This is a genomic window from Dyella sp. 2RAB6, assembly GCF_052115385.1.
GTDB lineage: Bacteria > Pseudomonadota > Gammaproteobacteria > Xanthomonadales > Rhodanobacteraceae > Dyella_D.
In genome coordinates, this window is the sequence record NZ_JBFRGP010000004.1 from 177,452 (window position 1) to 194,585 (window position 17,134).

Below are 17,134 nucleotides of genomic sequence, written 5' to 3' on the forward strand. Positions count from 1 at the left end.
GTCAGGGCACCGGGTGCCCTTGGCTGGCCGTCCAGATCGCATACCAATCTTCGTTAGCCAGGCGCACGTCGAGCGCGGCCACCGCTTCGCGCAGGCCTTCGATGCGGCCGCTGCCGGTCACCGGATGCGGCCGCGAGGGATGGCGCAGCACCCAGGCGAAGGCCAGCGTGGCCAGGCTGATCTGCAGCCGCGCGGCGATCGCTTCCATGCAGGCGCGCACGCGCACGGCCTGCTCGTCGGTGCCGGTGAACAGCCGGCCGCCGCCGAGCGGCGACCAGATCATCGGCCGCAGGCCCAGCTGCTGGGCCTGGTCCAGCGTGCCGTCGTCGAGCGCCGCCAGCTGCAGCGGCGACAGCTCCAGCTGGTGGGTGAGCAAGGGCACGCGGCTGTGCAGCAGCGCGAACTGGCTGGCGCTGTGGTTGGACACGCCCCAGTGGCGCACCTTGCCTTCGCGGGTGAGCGTGGCGAAGGTGCCGGCCAGTTCGGCGGCGTCCATCAGGTAATCGGGGCGATGGATCAGCACCAGGTCCAGGTGATCGGTATGCAGGCTCTGCAGCGAGCGCTCGACCTGCGCGCGCACATAGGCCGCGGTGGTGTCGTAGTAGTTGACCGTGTAAGGACGCTTGGCGGAACGCAGGCGGATGCCGCACTTGGTGACCAGCTGCATGCGTTCGCGCAAACCCGGTGCTGCTTTCAGCGCGGCGCCGAACGTCGCTTCCTCTTCGTAGTCGCCATAGATATCGGCGTGATCGAACGAGGTGATGCCCAGCTCCAGCGCCTGCTCGATCCAGCGCACGCGCGCCTGCACGTCGAGGTTCCAACTGGTGAGTCGCCACAGGCCGGCGACGATGGGGGAGAGTTGCAGACCCGGCGCGGGGAGGGGCGGTTGCATGGCGTGGCCGATGGAGAGAGCTGTCCATGCTATCGGCCGTTCGCGGCATTGGCTAATAAACGCTCGCCATGCCGGCGCAGACCCGCATGACGGGTTCTTCGCTTTGCCTGGAAGTTGTCAGCACAACCCGCCATTGACGGCCAGCACCTGCCGCGTGATGTAGCCCGCTTCGGGACTCATCAGAAACTGCACCGCTCCAGCCACTTCCTCCGGCGTTCCCATCCGCTGCATCGGGATCGCCGCGAGGATCTCCTCCAGCGGCAATCCGGCATCGACCATCTCGGTATCGATCAAACCCGGCGCCACGCAATTCACCGTGATCCTGCGCTTCGCCAGCTCCAGCGCCAGCGCCTTCGCCGCGCCGATCACGCCGGCCTTGGACGCGCTGTAGTTCACCTGGCCGCGGTTGCCGATCAGGCCGGACACGGAAGTGATGCACACGATCCGCCCCGGCGCGCGGCGACGGATCATCGGCATCACCAGCGGATGCAGCACGTTGTAGAAGCCGTCGAGGTTGGTGCGCAGCACCTGGTCCCAGTCTTCTGCGCTGAGCGCGGGAAACGCGCCGTCGCGAGTCAACCCTGCATTGCACACCACGCCGTAGTACGCGCCATGCGCGGCCACGTCGGCTTCGAGCGCGGCGGCGCAGGCGGCGCGCTCGGCGATATCGAACTGCAGCACGCGCGCCTGCCGGCCCAGGGCCTGGATGGCGGCTTGCACGGCCTCGGCCTCCTCGCGCCGCGAGCGGCAATGCAGCACCAGGTCGTAGCCGGCCTGGGCCAGGCGCAGGGCGATGGCGCGGCCGATGCCGCGGCTGGAACCGGTGACCAGGATGGTGTCGGTCATGCGTGGCGATCCTCGATAAGCGCAGCGGCAACCATAGCGAAGGCGCGCGCGGCGATCACGCCGCGTGCCGCAGGAACCGGCGCCGCACCAGCCATTCGCCGGCGAACAGCGCGCCCATGATGAGGTAGGCGATCAGCCCGTTGTACAGCGTCCACCAGCGCAGCGGCGCCCACAGCGTAAGCGCGGCGGACACCAGCGCGTTGGCGGCGAAGAAACCCATCCACAGCCAGGTCACCTTGCGCGTGTACGGCACGGCCGCGGCGGGCAGTTCGGGGTCCTGCACGCGTGCGATGCGTTCGATCATCGGCGGCCCGTAGCGCAGGGTCAGCCCGAAGGCGAGCAGCAGCAGCGCGCAGATCAGGCTGGGATACCAGCGCAACAGCTGCGATTCGCCGCTCAAGGCCAGCAGCGCGCAATAGGCCAGCGCCGCGCCGAGCATCCAGCGGCCGCCCGGCTGGCGCCATAGCGCGGGTGCGCGCAGCAGCCACGCGACGCCCAGCGCCAGCGCGAAGGCCTGCGGCGGCACGTACTGCATGCCGAAATACACCAGGAAGGGATACAGCACGCCGACGGCGAGCAGCAGGAGGGAAGTGAGTTTGCGCATGCGGCCCGGCGGTACTCCACGAAGCAGGCGGGGTTCGCCACCTCCGCGACTATCCGGCCCGGCGCTGAAGCGACGGGCCGGCGCATGCTACCAGAGGCGGCTCAGCCGTCCCGTACTTCCAGCGCCAGTTCCGCCAGGCGCTCGCGCTGGGCCAGGATCAGGGCGAGCTGGCCGAGCACCAGGCGCGCGGTTTCGTCGCCGCTGGCGTAGGCCGGCATGGTCAGCAGCAGCGGCGCGGGCTCGTTGGTTTCCAGCGCCTCGGCCAACTGCTCCAGCGCCTCGACGGTCTGCGCGCCGCAGGACTGCACGGCTTCGCGCGCATGCCCCGCCGCGAGCGCCTGGCGGTTGGCGCCCAGCGCGGACAGCTGGCTGAGCAGCACGTGCGCCGCGCCGAGGAAACGCAGCAGCGATTCGCTGCCACGCCGGTGCCGGCCCGGTTCGCGCAACATGTTGGAGAGCACGCCGCTGAGGTTGGCATCCGCGTTGTGCGCGTCGCGCCGCGCGATGCGGTAGGGCAGGTCGTCGCGCCGCCCGCCGGCGTACTGCGCCAGGATGCTCGCCAGGTAGCGCGCATCGCAGCGCAGCGTGTCGGCCATCACCTGGTCCAGCCGCCGCCCCTGCCAGTCCGGCAGCACCAGATGGATGGCCAGCGCCGCGATCGCCACGCCGATCAAGGTGTCGACCATGCGCGGCCACATCACCTCGTAGCCGTTGCCGACCTGGTTGAAGCACAGCACCACGAATAAGGTGATCGCCGCCGTGGCCAGCGTGTAGCGCCGCTGGCGCGCGGCGAAGAACACCACCCCGGCCACGATCAGCAGCGGCACCTGCGCCGGCTCGAACGGCAGCAGCCGCAGCGCCGCCCAGCCGGCGACCAGGCCCGCCAGCGTGCCGGTGGTCCGCTGCAGCAGGCGGCGGCGCGTGGCGCCATAGCTGGGCTGGCACACCAGCAAGGTGGTCAGCAGGATCCAGTAGCCGTTCTGCGGATGCACCACGCGCAGCACCGCATAGCCGGCCAGCAGCGCCAGCGCCAGGCGCAGCGCGTGGCGGAAGCGGAACGAGCGCGGCGTGAACTGGATACGGATGCGCGCCCAGGCCTCGGCCAGGTTGCCCGGTCCCGGATCCTGCAGGGCGCTTTCCTCGCCCGGCACCGGGCCGCTCGCCGGCTGCTCGCGTTCGAGCAGCGCCTGGATCGCGTCCATGTTGCGCAGCAGGGCATCCAGCGAACGCAGCAGATGCGCATCCGGCGGCGCGGCCTGCGCGCGCAGCGCTTCGATCGCATCGCGTACGTCGTCCAGCGCGGCGCGCGCGCCATCGTCGACGTGCAAGCGCGTGCGCAGGCGCAACGTCTGCGCGCGCTGGCGGCACAGGCCGGCGTGGCGGCGCAGCAGATGTTCGCAGCGGAACAGCACGTCGCTGTGGAAGAACGCTGCGGCCAGCGCGTCGTAGGGATAGTGCGAGGAACTGACGCGCTCGTGGATGTCCTGCGCGGCGAAGTACAGGCGCAGGCGTTCCGCGGTAGGGCCGCTCGGCCGGCGCGGGCCGATGCGGTCGATCAGGATCAGCCGCGTCTCGTTGAGCGCCTGCACCACCTTCTCGTTGCGCATGGCCAGCGCCTGCTGCAGGGCCTCGCGGTCCACGCCCGGCAGCGGCGCGAACAGCGCCGCCTTGCCTTCGAGGTAACCGGCCAGCGCATCGAAGGTGCGCGCCAGCGCGTGGCGCACCGCCTGCTGCGGCGACAGCGCGCTCCACAGCAGCGACAGCAGGCCGTACCACGCGGCGCCGCCGAGCAGCAGCGCCGGTTCGTGCAGGGAGCCCGGATGCGCGCCGGTATCCGCGGCGATCATGGTGTACACCGACAGCAGCAGGGCGGAGCCGGCGATGGTGGCGTAGCGGTGGCTGGCCGCGCCCAGCATCACCAGGGCGAACGTCGCCAGCGGCAGGCCCAGCGCGAACAGCGCCGGATGCGGCAACAGCAGTTGCACCGAGCAGGCGGCGACGGCATAGCAGGCCAGCGTCACCAGCAAGGTGAGCAGCCGGCTGCGCCAATGGTCCTCGGTCTCGGCCAGGGCGCAGGCGATCACGCCGAGCAGGGCGGGGATGGCATCGGCGAAATGGCTGCCGGCCAGGCAATACAGCACCACGCCGCCGAGGCCGAGCAGCACGCGCAGGCATTCGGCGAAACGGTCGGAGCCGCGGATGCGGCGCAGGGTGTCGGCGATGGAGGAGGGAGCGATGGTCACCCCACAAGGATACGTAAAGCCCCTCTCCCAGCGGGAGAGGGGTTGGGGTGAGGGTACGGCCGGAGTGGGGCACACCACTTCGACCGTACCCTCATCCGGCTGCCGCCACCTTCCTCGCTCCTTAGAGCCGCGCACATCCCTGTGCGCTCCTCGCGTGCTCCCGAAGGGAGAAGGGTGCTCGTTTTAAGCGTTGCCTTAAGCCGCCACACCCATGAACAACGACCGGTGCGCCGCCACGCCCGCCATCACGCCGGCCGAAGCCGCGCGGGTGGCATTGGTGAACAGGGTAGCGGCGTCGCCGGCGGCGAACACGCCGGGGACCGTGGTCTGCTGCATGCCGTCCACGCGCACGATCGACCCCAGCGGCCCGGCATCGAATTCGCAGCCCAGCTGCGCGGCCAGCGGACTGGCCACGCTGGTGCGCGGCGCCACGAACAGGCCGTGCATGGGCACGATCTGCTCATCCGCCAGGCGCACCCCGTCCAGCCGCGGCGCCGCGCCCAGCAGTTCCACCACCGGCTGGCGTTCGATGCGCACGCCGCGGTTGGCCAGTTGCGCCAGCTCCGTTGCTTCCAGCATCAGCGTGCCCTGGGTGAACAGCGTGGTCGGGCCCCAGTCGGGCAGCAGCAGCGCCTGGTGCGTGGAGCCCGGATGGGTCGCCAGCACGCCCAGCGGGCCTTCCAGCTCGTAGCCATGGCAATAAGGGCAGTGCACGACGGTCTGGCCCCAGCGTTCGGCCAGGCCGGGCAGTGCGGGCAATTCGTCGCGCACGCCCAGGGCCAGGATCAGGCGCTGCGCATCCAGGGTCGCGCCATCGTCCAGCGTCACGCGAAAGCCGTCGCGTGCGCGCGCCGCGCCCGTCGCCATGGCCTGGCGCAAGCTCATCGTCGGATAGCGCAATAGCTGGTCGAGCGACTCGCTGAGGATCTGCGCCGGCGCCTTGCCGTCATGCCCGAGGAAACCGTGCGAATGCGCGGCGAACCGGTTGCGCGGCATGCCGGCGTCCACCACCAGCACCTTGCGCCGGGCCCGGGCCAGCTGCAGGGCCGCGGCCAGGCCGGCAAAGCTGCCGCCGACGACGATGACATCGAAGCTCATGGCTTGCTCCTTTCAAGTATCTTTAAAAGTTACAAACTAGTGCGGATAGCCGCCTTATGCAACATTGGGAGTTACTTGAGTCCAGCGAGCCGACCCATGAAAGGCGACAACCGGCTTTCCCGCATGCTCCACGTGCTGATCCACCTCGGCCAGCAGGACAGCCCCACCACCTCGGAGCTGATGGCCCGGATGCTCAACACCAACCCGGTGGTGGTACGCCGGACCATGGCCGGCCTGCGCGAGAAAGGCTTCGTCCGCGCCGACCGCGGCCACGGCGGCGGCTGGACCCTGACCCGCGCGCTGGACCGGATCACCCTGCTGGACGTCTACCGCGCCATCGACGAACCGGCGATCTTCGCCTTGGGCATGGCCGAGGACACCCCGCGCTGCCTGGTGGAGCAGGCCGTGAACGCCGCACTGGAAGGCGAGCTGCGCAGCGCACGCGAGCTGCTGCTCAAGCGCTTCGAAGGCATCACGCTGGCAACGCTGACCAAAGACTTCGAGAAGCGCGCACGCAAGCATGCGCACGCAAAGGCACATTGCCCGGCGTAGGTTGGGGTGAGCCGCAGGCGAACCCCAACCATGAGGTGCGCATCGATTGCCTATGTTGGGGTTCGCCTGCGGCTCACCCCAACCTACAAAAAAAACGCCTCCCGATGGGAGGCGTTGTTCCTGACGCATGACCGCGCGGCTTACTGCCCGCGCATACGCCCGGCAAAGCGCGGCGCGCCATTGCCCATGTGCGGCAGCTTGATCTTGCCGATCGAGGTGATGCGCTCCTCGGCCAGGCGGTCGGCGGCCTTGTAGGTCGGCACGCCCTCGTTCTTGGAGATCTCGAAGATGCGGCCCAGGTTGTAGTAGATCGTGCGCATCATGCGCATCGCACGCTCGCGGTTGTAGCCGTCGATCTCCAGCGACACGTTCATCACGCCACCGGCGTTCACCGCGTAATCCGGCGCGTACAGCACGCCGCGGCGGGTCAGCTCGTCGCCGATCGAATCGGTGGCCAGCTGGTTGTTGGCGGCGCCGCAGATGATCTTGGCCTTGATGCGGTCGATGGTCTGCTCGTTGAGCGTGCCGCCCAGCGCGCAGGGCGAGTACACGTCGGCGTCGACGTCGTAGATCTCGTCCAGGCCAACGGCTTCGCAGCCCAGCTCGTCGACGCAGCGCTGCACCGCATCCTTGTTGATGTCGGTGACGAACACCTTGGCACCCTGCTCGCGCAGCAGCTTGATGAACTCGCTGCCGACGTGGCCGCAGCCCTGCACGGCGTAGCTGTACTTGCCCACGTCTTCGTTGCCGTGCTTGACCTGCAGCGCGGCCATCAGGCCCTGCAGGGTGCCGAACGCGGTGAACGGCGACGGATCGCCCGAGCCGCCGTGCACCTGGTGCACGCCGGTCACGTATTCGGTTTCACGGAACACGTATTCCATGTCGTTGACGTCGATGCCGACGTCTTCGGCGGTGATGTAGCGGCCGTTGAGCGAATTGACGAAGCGGCCGAACGCGCGGAACAGCGCCTCGGACTTGTCCTTGGACGGATCGCCGATGATCACCGCCTTGCCACCGCCCAGGTTCAGGCCGGCCACGGCGTTCTTGTAGGTCATGCCGCGCGACAGGCGCAGCACGTCGTTGACCGCGTCCTGCTCGGTCTTGTACGGCCACATGCGCAGGCCGCCGAGAGCCGGGCCCAGCACCGTGTTGTGGATCGCGATGATGGCCTTCAGGCCGGCGTCCTTGTTGTGGCAGAAGACGACTTCTTCGTGACCCGTTTTGGCGATGGTTTCGAAAATCATTGGAACGGTGACTCCACGGTGGGGTGGCGCGGTTGGGGATGCGGTGATCGGTGCGGCGGCCGCTGGACGGCGTGCGCATGCCTCTAAAGTCAAAACCCCGACCGGGGGTCGGGGTACTTACACAGTCCATAAGTCTAGCGGGTCACCCGGCGGGTTGCTGTTGCGTTGCAGCAGGGCGGGCGCGCCGAGGCACGCCAGGGACCGCGCCGGCCCTTGGCGTGCCTGGATTTGACTCGATCAAAACGTCAGCGTGACCCGCGCCCAGTAGTAGCGCCCCATCACGTCGTAAGTCGCTACGTCGGTGTTCGAGTTGTTCACATTGTTCTGATAAAGCAGGGGTGGCTGCTTGTCGGCGAGGTTGTCCACGCCGACGTCGAAGCGCGTGCGCCAACCCTTCACTTCATAGCCCGCCTGCACGCTGTGATAGGCATACGCACCCACCGTGCGCACCACCGACGGCACGGTCAGATCGGCCGACAGCTGCTGGCGCGTATCGGGGCTGCCGACCTGGGTGCGGCCGACGTAGCGCAGGCGCCAGCTCGCGCTCCACGGACCGCGCGTCCAGTTCAGCGTGGCCAGCCCGCGCCAGCGCGGGAAGTTGCCATACGCGTAGGTATAGCGGCCGGCGTTGTGGATGGTCACCGAGGTCGCGTCGGCGGGATCGGGATTGACGTCGTAGCGCGCCACATACGTCGTGTCCAGGCGCAGGTTGAAGCGGCCGTAGCGCTCGGTGTTGAAGCGATACGCCACGCTGCCGTCGACGCCCTTGGTCGACAAGGCGCCGAGATTCACCGTCGGCTCGGCCACGTAGTTGATCGCGCCGCTGGCGAAGCGATGGATGAAATTGCAGAACGGGCTGGCCGGGTTGGCATAGCACTGATTGAGCGCGGTCTGCGCCGAGATGGCGGTGATGGTGTCGTTGAGGTTGATGCGCCACACGTCCGCGCTCAGCGACAGGCCCGGCACCCATTGCGGGTCGTACACCACGCCGAAGTCGAACGACTTGCCTTGCTCGGGCTTGAGCTGATAACCGGCTGCGATCGAGCCGGAGGTCTTGGCCGAAATCTCCGGATTGGCCTGCCGGTAGCTGCCGTCGGTGGGCACGCTGGCGCAGGCTTGCGGATGGCCGCCGGTGTAGCCGTTGCAGGGGTCGTTCACCGTCGGCGCATCGCCCGCGATGCCGCCATACAGCTCGCTGATATTCGGCGCGCGGAATACCTCGGACACGGTGCCGCGCAGCAGCAGGTTGTCGATCGGCCGCCATTCGACCGCCAGCTTGCTGTTGGTGCTGCGGCCGGCGCTGCTGTAGTCGGACCAGCGCGTGCCCAGGGTCAGGTTCAGCACCTGCGCCCAGGGCTTGCCGGACAGCAGCGGGATCAGCGTTTCGGCGTAGGCCTCCTTCACGTTGAAGCTGCCGGCGAGCACCGAGCTGCAGAACTCCACCACGCCGCACAAGCCGTTGAGGTCGGCCACCGCCAGCGGATCGGTGCGCGTGGACGTGCTCTCCTTGCGGTAGGAAAAACCGGTGGCCAGGTTCACCGTGCCGGCGGGCAGGTCGAACAGGCCGCCGTTGGCGTTCGCTTCGAATTGCTTGACCGTGTACGCGGTGGTGGTCACCGGGTTGCGCTGGATGTTCTTCAGCGCCGCGATGGTGCCGGGATCGTTGACGTTGAAGATATTGATCGGCGTGCAGCCGGCGATCGGGCTGCCTGGCGCGCCGCACGTCACCTTGCCGGTGGACGTATCCAGATACGAGGGGCCCAGTCCCTGCTGGAAGCCGGCGTAGTCGAGAAAGCCGTTGTTGACCGACTTCTGCCGCACCTTGCCGTAGTTGAACGCCGCATCCCATTGCCAGCTGCTGTCGCCGAAGCTGCCGCGCAGGCCCGGCGTCACCTGCAGGTTGTAGGTCTGGTAGGCATAGCGGCGATAGCCCAGGGTGGTGAAGCGGGTATTGAAGTCGCCGTTGTTGGCGCCGCTGATGCGGTCCGTGCCGAAGTCCACGCCGAACGGGTTGTAGTAGTTGTTCCTGGAGACGATGAAGTTGTCGCCGTTGGCGAACACCGGCACCGGCGCGATCTGCGATTCGGATTGCGTCTTGGTGTAGTAGAGGTTGGCGTAGGCCTCCAGCTTGTCGGTGAGCTTGTACTTGCCGAGCACGAAGAACTGGTCGCGCTTCTGCGGTGTCTGCAGGATGTTGTCGCCCTGGTAGTTGTAGCTGTCCGCCACGCCGTAGCAGTGATAGTCGCCCGGCGTGGTGACGCCGCTGACGCCGGGATTGAGCGCCACGCGCGAGGAGCAGCCCAGCGCCTTGGCCTGTGCGCCGGGCAGGGTGATCGCGCCGTATGGCGTGGCCGACGAGCCGCTGACGATCACCTTGCCGCCGGTGAGATTGAGCGCATCGCGCGAGAACGAGCGGTCGCGTGCCGACACTGCGTCCAGGCTCTGGTGGCCGAGTCCCGCGATGATGCTGCCGCGCTCGTTGCCCTGGCCGGCGGTGAGCGTGAAGTTGCGGCGGCGGCCGTCGCTGTGGCCGCTTTCGGCGAAATCGCCGGACAACTGCACGCCATCGAAATGTTCGCGCAGGATGAAGTTCACCACGCCGCCGATCGCATCCGAACCGTAGATCGCCGAAGCGCCATCGCTCAGCACCTCCACGCGGTCGATCATATTGGCCGGGATGCTGTTGACGTCGTTGTAGGCCAGGCGCACGCCGTTGACCAGGATCAGCGTGCGCTTGTCGCCCATGCCGCGCAGCGAGATGGTCGCCGCGCCGGTGCCGCCGCCGTTGTTGGTATTGGCATTGGTCGCGTTGCCGGCGATCGACGGCAGCTCCTGCACCAGGTCGCCGAGGCTGGCCTTGCCGGTGGCGGCGATCTGCGCGCGGTCGAGCGTCACCACCGGGTTGGCGGTTTCCACGTCGACGCGGCGGATGCGCGAACCGGTGACGGTGACGGTTTCCAGGCTCTTGGCTTTTTGCGGATCGGCGGCATCGCCGGGCGGCGGCGAGTCCTGCGCCCAGCCATGCGCGGCAAGGCCGAAGGCAGTGCTGGCGATGGCGAACTTGACGGCGAGGCTCAGTGCGCGTGGACGGCGACAGGCGGAAGGTGGATGCATGGGCGGATACCTCGCATGGCAGGTGGTGCCGGTGATGGGGCGTGCGCAACGGCCCCCCCTCAGGGCGGTTGCGTTTCGTCGGGCAACAGCGCGCCGTGCCGGGCCAGTGGCCCGGTTGCGTGCGTTGCATTGCTGCGGCCCGCCTCAGGCGGGCATGACGCGCTCAGCCCTGGCCGGGCGCGTCGGGTTGAAGCTGCCAGTACACGGCATAGCGCTCGCCGTGGATTTCATTCAACGGCGCCACCGCAATGCTGCCGTCGCGCGTGTCGGCCTCGAAGCGCAGTTCGCGCGCCGAAAGCGTGCGCAGCCAGGCGGCCGCTCCGGGCCGCCCGGCTGCCACGCCCGGCGCCGGCCGGGGTTTGGGCTCGGGTTTCGGTGCGGCCTCGTAGCCGCAGTACTGCATGTCGTGGGTGAGGCCGTCGGCGCCCAGGCGCGCGGCCAGGACCAGCGGCCCGTACAGCGCGGCGTGCAGGCCGTCGTCGCCAGCCAGCGCTTCGCTGTGCAACTGCATCGGCAGGTCCAGCTCCACGCGATCGCCGTCGCGCCAGGCGCGCTGCAAGGTGAGATAGCTGCCGGGCGACGCGAACACGTCCAGGGCCTCGCCGTTCACGCGCACGCCCGCGCCGGGAGCGATCCACGACGGCACGCGCAGATTGAGCGCGAATGTCGCCGGCCCGGCGAGCGAGAGCTGCAGGCGCGTAAGCGGTTCGCGCGGGAACGCGGTGTCCTGGCGCAGGCGCAGGCCGTGCTGCGGCCAATCCAGTTCCGATGGGATAAACAGGTTGACGTAGAGAGCGTCGTCGTCATGGAAGTAGATGCTGTCATTGAAGCGCGCGAATTCCTCGGCGCCCGAGCCGGTACAGCACCAGAACGAATCAACCGGCGAGTTGTAGAACTTCGCCGCACCCGCCTGCAGCGGGTAGTAGTACAGCTTCATCCCCGCCGGATCCTGCGTGCCCAGCCGTGCGTTGTAGAGCGTGCGCTCGTAGTAGTCGAACGCGCGCGGGTCGCCGCTCCAGGCGTAGACGTAGCGGGTGAGCTTGAGCAGGTTGTAGGCCACGCAGCATTCGGCGCTGTACAGGCCGAGCTGGCCTTTCAGGTCGCCGGGGCCGGTCTTCCAGAATTCGTCATTGCTGGAACCGCCGGTAGCGTACGTGCGGTTCTGCGTCACCGTCTCCCAGAAGAATTCGGCGATACGGCGGTAGCGCGGCTCGCCGGTGAGCTCGTAGCGGCGCGCCGCGCCCAGGATCTTCGGGATCTGCGTATTGCTGTGCAGCCCTTGCAGTTCGTCGCGATGCGCGGCCAGCGGATCGAACAGCGTGGCCTGGTCGAAGCGATGCGCCGCATCGCGGTAACGCTCGTTGCCGGTGAGTGCGTAAAGCTGGTACAGCGCCTCGTTCATGCCGCCGTATTCGGTCTTGAGCATGTGCGCCAGCTCGGCGTCGGAGAATCCGTTGAGCCAGCGCACCGTCCAGTTGCCGATGCCGGTGGCCACCTCCAGCGCCTGGCGGTTGCCGGCCAGCGTGTACATGTCGAGCATGCCGGCCAGGATCTTGTGGATGGTGTAGAACGGCGCCCACACCTTCTGGCCGCTGCTGAGGCGGTCAAAAAAACTGGCCGGAAACGCGCTGAGATAACCATTGGCCTGCTGGCACGCGGCCAGCGCAGCAACCAGTTCGTCGCCGCGTTGCTTCAGCAGCGCGTCGCCGAGGCTGGCGTGGGCCAGCGCGGCGGCGGAAAGATAATGGCCGCCGGCGAAGTGCCCGCGCAGTTCGCAATCGGGCTTCTCCCAGCCGCCGAATGGCTTGGCGGAAGAGGGAAGGCTGGCCTGGAGGCGAAAGCTGTGCGCCAGGCGATCGACCGGAAGGCTGTGCAGATAGCGCAGGTTGATCGCCGCGGCACGCGCAAAGTCGCCGTCCAGCAGACGCACCTGGCCCAGATCGAAGGCCTGCATCCGCCGTACGGGCTGTTCGCGGATCTTCAGTGAGGCAGTGGCGTTACCGGGATCGGCAACGTCAGGGGCGGCGAGGATGCGCGGCGTCACCGCGAGCGTGGCGGCCGCGACGGCCGCGTTCTTCAGGAATCGCCTGCGGTGATCGCTACAGCCAGACGGCATACCCTCTCCCCGGATGTGCTGGCCACGCCGGCGCGGCGTGGCAGTTAGTGGCGCATCCCCCATGCGCACGGTTTCATCGTGCCGTCACATGCGCGGGGCGTCTTGTCGTATTTGGGAAAGGGGGGTGCGGAATTGCGCATAGTGGTTTGAATGTGAATGCGACAACGCCACGACGACCGTAAAGCCCCTGTCCCGACGGCGACCCGAAGGTAGTCCCGTGGGAGAGAGGGGTTGGGGTGAGGGTACGGGCGGAGTGGGACGCTTCACTCCGCCCGTACCCTCATCCGGCTGCCGCCACCTTCTCTCCCACGGGGACTACCTTCGGGTCGCCGGCGGGAGAAGGGTTTCTCAAATGAAGGTCGCGGAAATCCGCACGACTCGCTCGGGGTGGCCGTCGATGCGCACCATCTCGCCGCGCCGCTTCTTCAGCGCGACTCCATCGGCGCGCACGTCGCCCAGTCGCTTCCCCTCAGGCGCCCGCAAACTCAGCCACACCGCCCCGGCCATCCGCTCCGGCAGCGTGATTTCACCCGTAACACCATGCCCACCATCCGGCTGCAAGCGCACATCGACCCGACCCCACCGCGTCGGCGCACCAAGTATCTCGATCGCCTCGTCACCGCCCATCCACCGCCGAGGCACCGCACGCGCCAGATGCAGGACCTCGCCCGCGCTGTCCTCGAACACCATCATCCAGCGCAACAGCAAGGGCATCGTCAACTGCGCGGGCATGCAGAACAGCGGCATGCCACCGCTCAGATCGCTCACTTCGCCGGCCGTCCAGCTGCCCGGCGTATGCGCGTGGTAGCGGTGCGCGTAGAGAAACAGCAGGTACTCGTCGATCCGGTCCAACCGCAGTAATTGCTGCGCGTAGCCGTAGGAAATGAAACCGAGGATGTCGCGCCCTTCCGGTGAAGGCGGCGCGACGTTCGCCACCACGCCGAGCGAGGTAGCGCCATGGCCACGCATGCAATCGATCACCAGGTGCGCGAGATCCTCCGGCAACACATCGGCCTGCAGCAGTTCGGCATAGGCGCGATGCGGCCACTGCTGCTCGCTGGGATGTTCCTGCAGCAAGGATTGGCGGAAAGTGAGCTTCACGCCGGGAAGCGGGCCGATATACGGCGGATGCAGGTCGTAGCGGATATTGGCGCGCAAGCTGCGCACGAACTGCTCGGTAAGCACGCGCGCGCGTTCGCGCCAACGCTCCGCCGAAGCCTTGCCATTGGCATCGATCTGCACCCACACCGCCGCAAGGTCTTGCAAGCCCCGTACCGCCAACGCGCTGTTGGCGTAGTAAGGCTTCCACCACAGCTGCGGCTCGGGAAACAGGCAGGCGTCGGATTCGTTCCAGCCGTGGATCAGGCCATGGCCGGGATCTTTCTTCGGCAGGCGCAGGCTGGCGTCGTGCAGTTCCAGCAGGATGCGCGCGGTGGCTTCGATCTTGCCCCGGTGCTTGCGCAGCAGCGCCACGTCGCCGGTGTAGTGCAGATAACGCGCGAGCAGCGACAGCGTAAGGCCGAACTGGCCGGTCTCCGCGCCACGCATATTGACCATGCCGTCGGCCTGCACGAAGTCGGTGAAGTAGCCATCCAGCACGATCGCCGCCTGCGTGTAGCGGCCCCATTCGAGATTGGCATACAGCGAGCTGGTGAAGGTGTCCTGGAAGCCGTCGTACTCGTTGCCGTAGTAGTCGCGATCCACCGCGCCATACTTCGGATAGCTGCCGCCCGGCCGCACCACCAGCTCGCGCGCGAACGCATGGCGCGCCATGTCCGCCCAGCTTGGATCCGGCGTGCGCATGGCGCAGGCATCGGCCAGCTGTTGCTGCCAGGCATCGTGGAAGCGCAGCAGGGCGCGATAGAAAGCTTCGGCCGATGGTGGCTGCCGCGCGGGCGGATAGGCCGGATAGCTGTAGCCGTAGTGCAGCTCGCTGATGCGCCCATGCTCGACCAGCGCGGTGCGGTGCCAGGTCTGCACCACGAAGCGGTCGGTGGCATCGACATCGGCGAATACCAGCACGTCGTACCAGCGCCCTTCGCCCAGCGGAAACACTTTATGCACCGCCGGCAACCAGCCGCCGAGCAAGCCTTCGCGCCGCCGTGGCGCAAGTTTTTCGTCACGCAGCGCTGCCGTCTCCTGCGAGGGCTTGAAGGTGCGCGTGCTGCCGCCGGGAAACACCGGCATGGTGTCGGCGCAGGCCACGTTGCCGACGAAGCTGGTCCAGGGCAGGCGGCCGTTGTAATCCTTGGGGTCGAGCACCGAGGCGAGCGGCGGTGCGGCGATGCGCACCTGCTCGGGATCGGGCTCGCCGCGCTGGAGCAGGCGCTCGGCCAGCAGGTCCGCATCGGCGAGGGCGAGTTCCTTCAGCGCGATGCCGAGGTAGGGCGTTCCCGCGTCGGCCGCGCACGATTCGGTGCGCTTGCCCAGCACACAGCCGCCATCGGGACCGAGCAAGGTGATCGCGCCATCCGGCGTGCTCAGATCCTCGAACACCGACCAGGCGGCGCCTTGCAGATCGAAACCCACCAGGCGCAGATGGCCTTCGGTGGAAAGCGCCGCGAGCGGTACGCGCGGCGGTGGCGCCAACGCACCGGACACTGGCGGCCGTGCCGCCGCCTGCGCGGACGTCACATCCCAACCCACCACTCCGGCGGCCGCACCCGTTGCGGCCAGGCCCTGCAGAAAACGACGCCGATCCATTCCGTCCCCAGGCCGACGCTCCCCGCGCGGCAATCAGAAAGAGAGGGCCCGCGTACGCGCCGGGTTGCAGCGGAAGGGAGGGAGCAGACTTCCGTACGCGGACCGAAGCACGAGGCTCCCATGCACCCGCTCATGGGTCTTGTATCGATGCGGCAGAGGTAGTGCGGAATGCCGCACAGTGCCGTCGACCGGCGCAGGTTGGGGTGAGCTACGGGCGGACCCCAGCATGAACACTTTCACGCGCACCGCATTGTTGGGGTTCGCTTGCGGCTCACCCCAACCTACGCCGTTTCAGACGTCGGCGCGGTTCGGCTCGCGAGACGGCTATGCTTCCTGCCATACCCCAGATACACCACGCAGCCCACCAGCAACCACAGCGCAAACCGCAGGTAGGTCACCATCGGCAAGCCCCAGATCAGCCAGCAGGAAAACCCCACGCCGATCAACGGCACCAGCGGCACCCAAGGGGTGCGGAACGGCCGATGCAGATCCGGCTGGCGCCAGCGCAACACCGCCACCGCGGTGCAGATCACGATAAACGCGCCGAGCACGCCGATATTCACCAGCTTCGCCAACTCATCCAGTGGAAACAGGCCTGACGCCACCGCCGTGACCGTCCCCAGCAGGAAGGTCGCGCGGTGCGGCGTGCGCCAGCGCGGATGGATTCCGGCAAACCACGCCGGCAGCAAGCCATCGCGGCCCAGGCTGAAACCGATGCGCGCGCCGGCCAGCAGGTTGGCGAAGATCACGCTGGTGATGCCGCATACCGACGCCATCGAGATCACCGCCATCGTCCACGGCATGCCGATGCGCAGAAACGCATGCGCCACCGGCGCATCGTTGTCCAGCGTGGTGTAGGGCACGATGCCGGTCAGCACCAGGCAGATGGCGAAATACAGCAGCATCGCAATGCCCAGCGACAACAATACCGCACGCGGCAGGTCGCGCTGCGGATTGCGCGACTCCTCCGCGGCAGTGGTCAGCATGTCGTAGCCGAACACCGCGAAGAACACCACCGCCGCGCCGGTCACCACGCCGTGCATGCCGAACGGCATGAACGGATGCCAGCGCTCCGGCTTCACGTAGGCGGCGCCCGCTATCACGATCAAGGCGGCGCCGGCGATCTTGATGCCGACGATCAGCGTGTTGAAGCGCGCACCCCATTCCATGCGCACGGCGAGCAGGGCGGTGATGGTCACCGAGATCACGATCGCCGGCAGGTTCACCACGCGCCCTGGCGCCGTGCCCCACGCCCCCTGCGCCCAGGTCGGCAATGGCAAGCCGAAGTTGTCGAGCAGTACCTGTGCGTAACCGGACCATCCCACCGCCACCACCGCCGCGATCAGCGCGTACTCCAGCAGCAGGTCCCAGCCGATGATCCACCCGGCGAATTCGCCCAGCACCGCATAGCCGTAGGTATAGGCGCTGCCGGAGACGGGAATCAGCCCGGCGAACTCGGCATAGCACAGCGCTGCCGCCGCGCTGGCGATGCCGGCAAGCAGGAACGACAACAGCACCGCCGGCCCCGCCTGCGTCGCCGCCACCGTGCCGGTGAGCACGAAGATGCCCACGCCGATAATGCCGCCCAGGCCGATGGCGGTGAGTTGCCACAGGCCGAGCACGCGGCGCAGGCCGGTGCCCTTGTCGGCCTCGCGCTGGAGGCTCGCCACCGACTTGCGCCGGGTGATGTCGTCGATCAGGCCCATCGGTTCCTCCCCGAAA

General features: G+C 68.0%; 11 protein-coding genes. 1 reads left to right on the plus strand and 10 read right to left on the minus strand.

Features of this window, described 5'->3' with window-relative positions:
• Position 1 precedes the first annotated feature (1 nt).
• The 5 genes from AB4083_RS08600 to AB4083_RS08620 form a co-directional block, all read right to left on the minus strand.
• Positions 2–892, minus strand: coding sequence for an aldo/keto reductase (locus AB4083_RS08600; RefSeq protein WP_441607369.1), 891 nt, complete (start codon positions 890–892; stop codon positions 2–4).
• A 117-nt stretch (positions 893–1,009) separates the two neighbouring features.
• Positions 1,010–1,738 (minus strand): 3-oxoacyl-ACP reductase FabG, encoded by a 729-nt coding sequence (fabG, locus tag AB4083_RS08605; protein WP_441607370.1) that lies wholly within the window; start codon positions 1,736–1,738, stop codon positions 1,010–1,012.
• 55 nt (positions 1,739–1,793) lie between these two features.
• Positions 1,794–2,342, minus strand: a complete 549-nt coding sequence (locus AB4083_RS08610; RefSeq protein ID WP_441607371.1) for a hypothetical protein — start codon at positions 2,340–2,342, stop codon at positions 1,794–1,796.
• A gap of 101 nt (positions 2,343–2,443) precedes the next feature.
• Complete coding sequence (yccS, locus tag AB4083_RS08615; RefSeq protein WP_441607372.1) at positions 2,444–4,585, minus strand: YccS family putative transporter; 2,142 nt, start codon at positions 4,583–4,585, stop codon at positions 2,444–2,446.
• A 195-nt stretch (positions 4,586–4,780) separates the two neighbouring features.
• A complete protein-coding gene (locus tag AB4083_RS08620; protein ID WP_441607373.1) occupies positions 4,781–5,683 on the minus strand; it encodes an NAD(P)/FAD-dependent oxidoreductase in 903 nt (300 codons plus the stop codon).
• Between the two features lie 96 nt (positions 5,684–5,779).
• Between AB4083_RS08620 and AB4083_RS08625 the strand changes: the two genes are divergently transcribed.
• Positions 5,780–6,235 carry an Rrf2 family transcriptional regulator gene (locus AB4083_RS08625; protein WP_441607374.1) on the plus strand — a complete coding sequence of 152 codons (456 nt, stop codon included), beginning with the start codon at positions 5,780–5,782 and terminating at the stop codon, positions 6,233–6,235.
• Between the two features lie 140 nt (positions 6,236–6,375).
• Here AB4083_RS08625 and AB4083_RS08630 read toward each other — a convergent pair whose 3' ends face one another.
• The 5 genes from AB4083_RS08630 to AB4083_RS08650 all read right to left on the minus strand — a co-directional run bounded on the left by AB4083_RS08630 (position 6,376) and on the right by AB4083_RS08650 (position 17,118).
• Positions 6,376–7,479 (minus strand): Glu/Leu/Phe/Val dehydrogenase dimerization domain-containing protein, encoded by a 1,104-nt coding sequence (locus AB4083_RS08630; RefSeq protein ID WP_441607375.1) that lies wholly within the window; start codon positions 7,477–7,479, stop codon positions 6,376–6,378.
• A gap of 237 nt (positions 7,480–7,716) precedes the next feature.
• On the minus strand, positions 7,717–10,593 hold the full coding sequence (locus tag AB4083_RS08635; protein ID WP_441607376.1) for a TonB-dependent receptor plug domain-containing protein: 2,877 nt from the start codon (positions 10,591–10,593) through the stop codon (positions 7,717–7,719).
• A gap of 163 nt (positions 10,594–10,756) precedes the next feature.
• On the minus strand, positions 10,757–12,709 hold the full coding sequence (locus AB4083_RS08640) for a glycoside hydrolase family 127 protein (protein ID WP_441607377.1): 1,953 nt from the start codon (positions 12,707–12,709) through the stop codon (positions 10,757–10,759).
• 348 nt (positions 12,710–13,057) lie between these two features.
• On the minus strand, positions 13,058–15,412 hold the full coding sequence (locus AB4083_RS08645) for a twin-arginine translocation signal domain-containing protein (protein WP_441607378.1): 2,355 nt from the start codon (positions 15,410–15,412) through the stop codon (positions 13,058–13,060).
• 281 nt (positions 15,413–15,693) lie between these two features.
• Complete coding sequence (locus tag AB4083_RS08650) at positions 15,694–17,118, minus strand: amino acid permease (protein WP_441607379.1); 1,425 nt, start codon at positions 17,116–17,118, stop codon at positions 15,694–15,696.
• Positions 17,119–17,134: the final 16 nt, after the last annotated feature.

Coding starts and splice junctions, on each gene's coding strand:
- AB4083_RS08610 (WP_441607371.1), bottom strand. CDS start 2,342: ATGCGCAAACTCACTTCCCTCCTGCTGCTCGCCGTCGGCGTGCTGTAT.
- AB4083_RS08625 (WP_441607374.1), top strand. CDS start 5,780: ATGAAAGGCGACAACCGGCTTTCCCGCATGCTCCACGTGCTGATCCAC.
- AB4083_RS08630 (WP_441607375.1), bottom strand. CDS start 7,479: ATGATTTTCGAAACCATCGCCAAAACGGGTCACGAAGAAGTCGTCTTC.
- AB4083_RS08600 (WP_441607369.1), bottom strand. CDS start 892: ATGCAACCGCCCCTCCCCGCGCCGGGTCTGCAACTCTCCCCCATCGTC.
- AB4083_RS08640 (WP_441607377.1), bottom strand. CDS start 12,709: ATGCCGTCTGGCTGTAGCGATCACCGCAGGCGATTCCTGAAGAACGCG.
- fabG (WP_441607370.1), bottom strand. CDS start 1,738: ATGACCGACACCATCCTGGTCACCGGTTCCAGCCGCGGCATCGGCCGC.
- AB4083_RS08620 (WP_441607373.1), bottom strand. CDS start 5,683: ATGAGCTTCGATGTCATCGTCGTCGGCGGCAGCTTTGCCGGCCTGGCC.
- AB4083_RS08650 (WP_441607379.1), bottom strand. CDS start 17,118: ATGGGCCTGATCGACGACATCACCCGGCGCAAGTCGGTGGCGAGCCTC.
- AB4083_RS08645 (WP_441607378.1), bottom strand. CDS start 15,412: ATGGATCGGCGTCGTTTTCTGCAGGGCCTGGCCGCAACGGGTGCGGCC.
- AB4083_RS08635 (WP_441607376.1), bottom strand. CDS start 10,593: ATGCATCCACCTTCCGCCTGTCGCCGTCCACGCGCACTGAGCCTCGCC.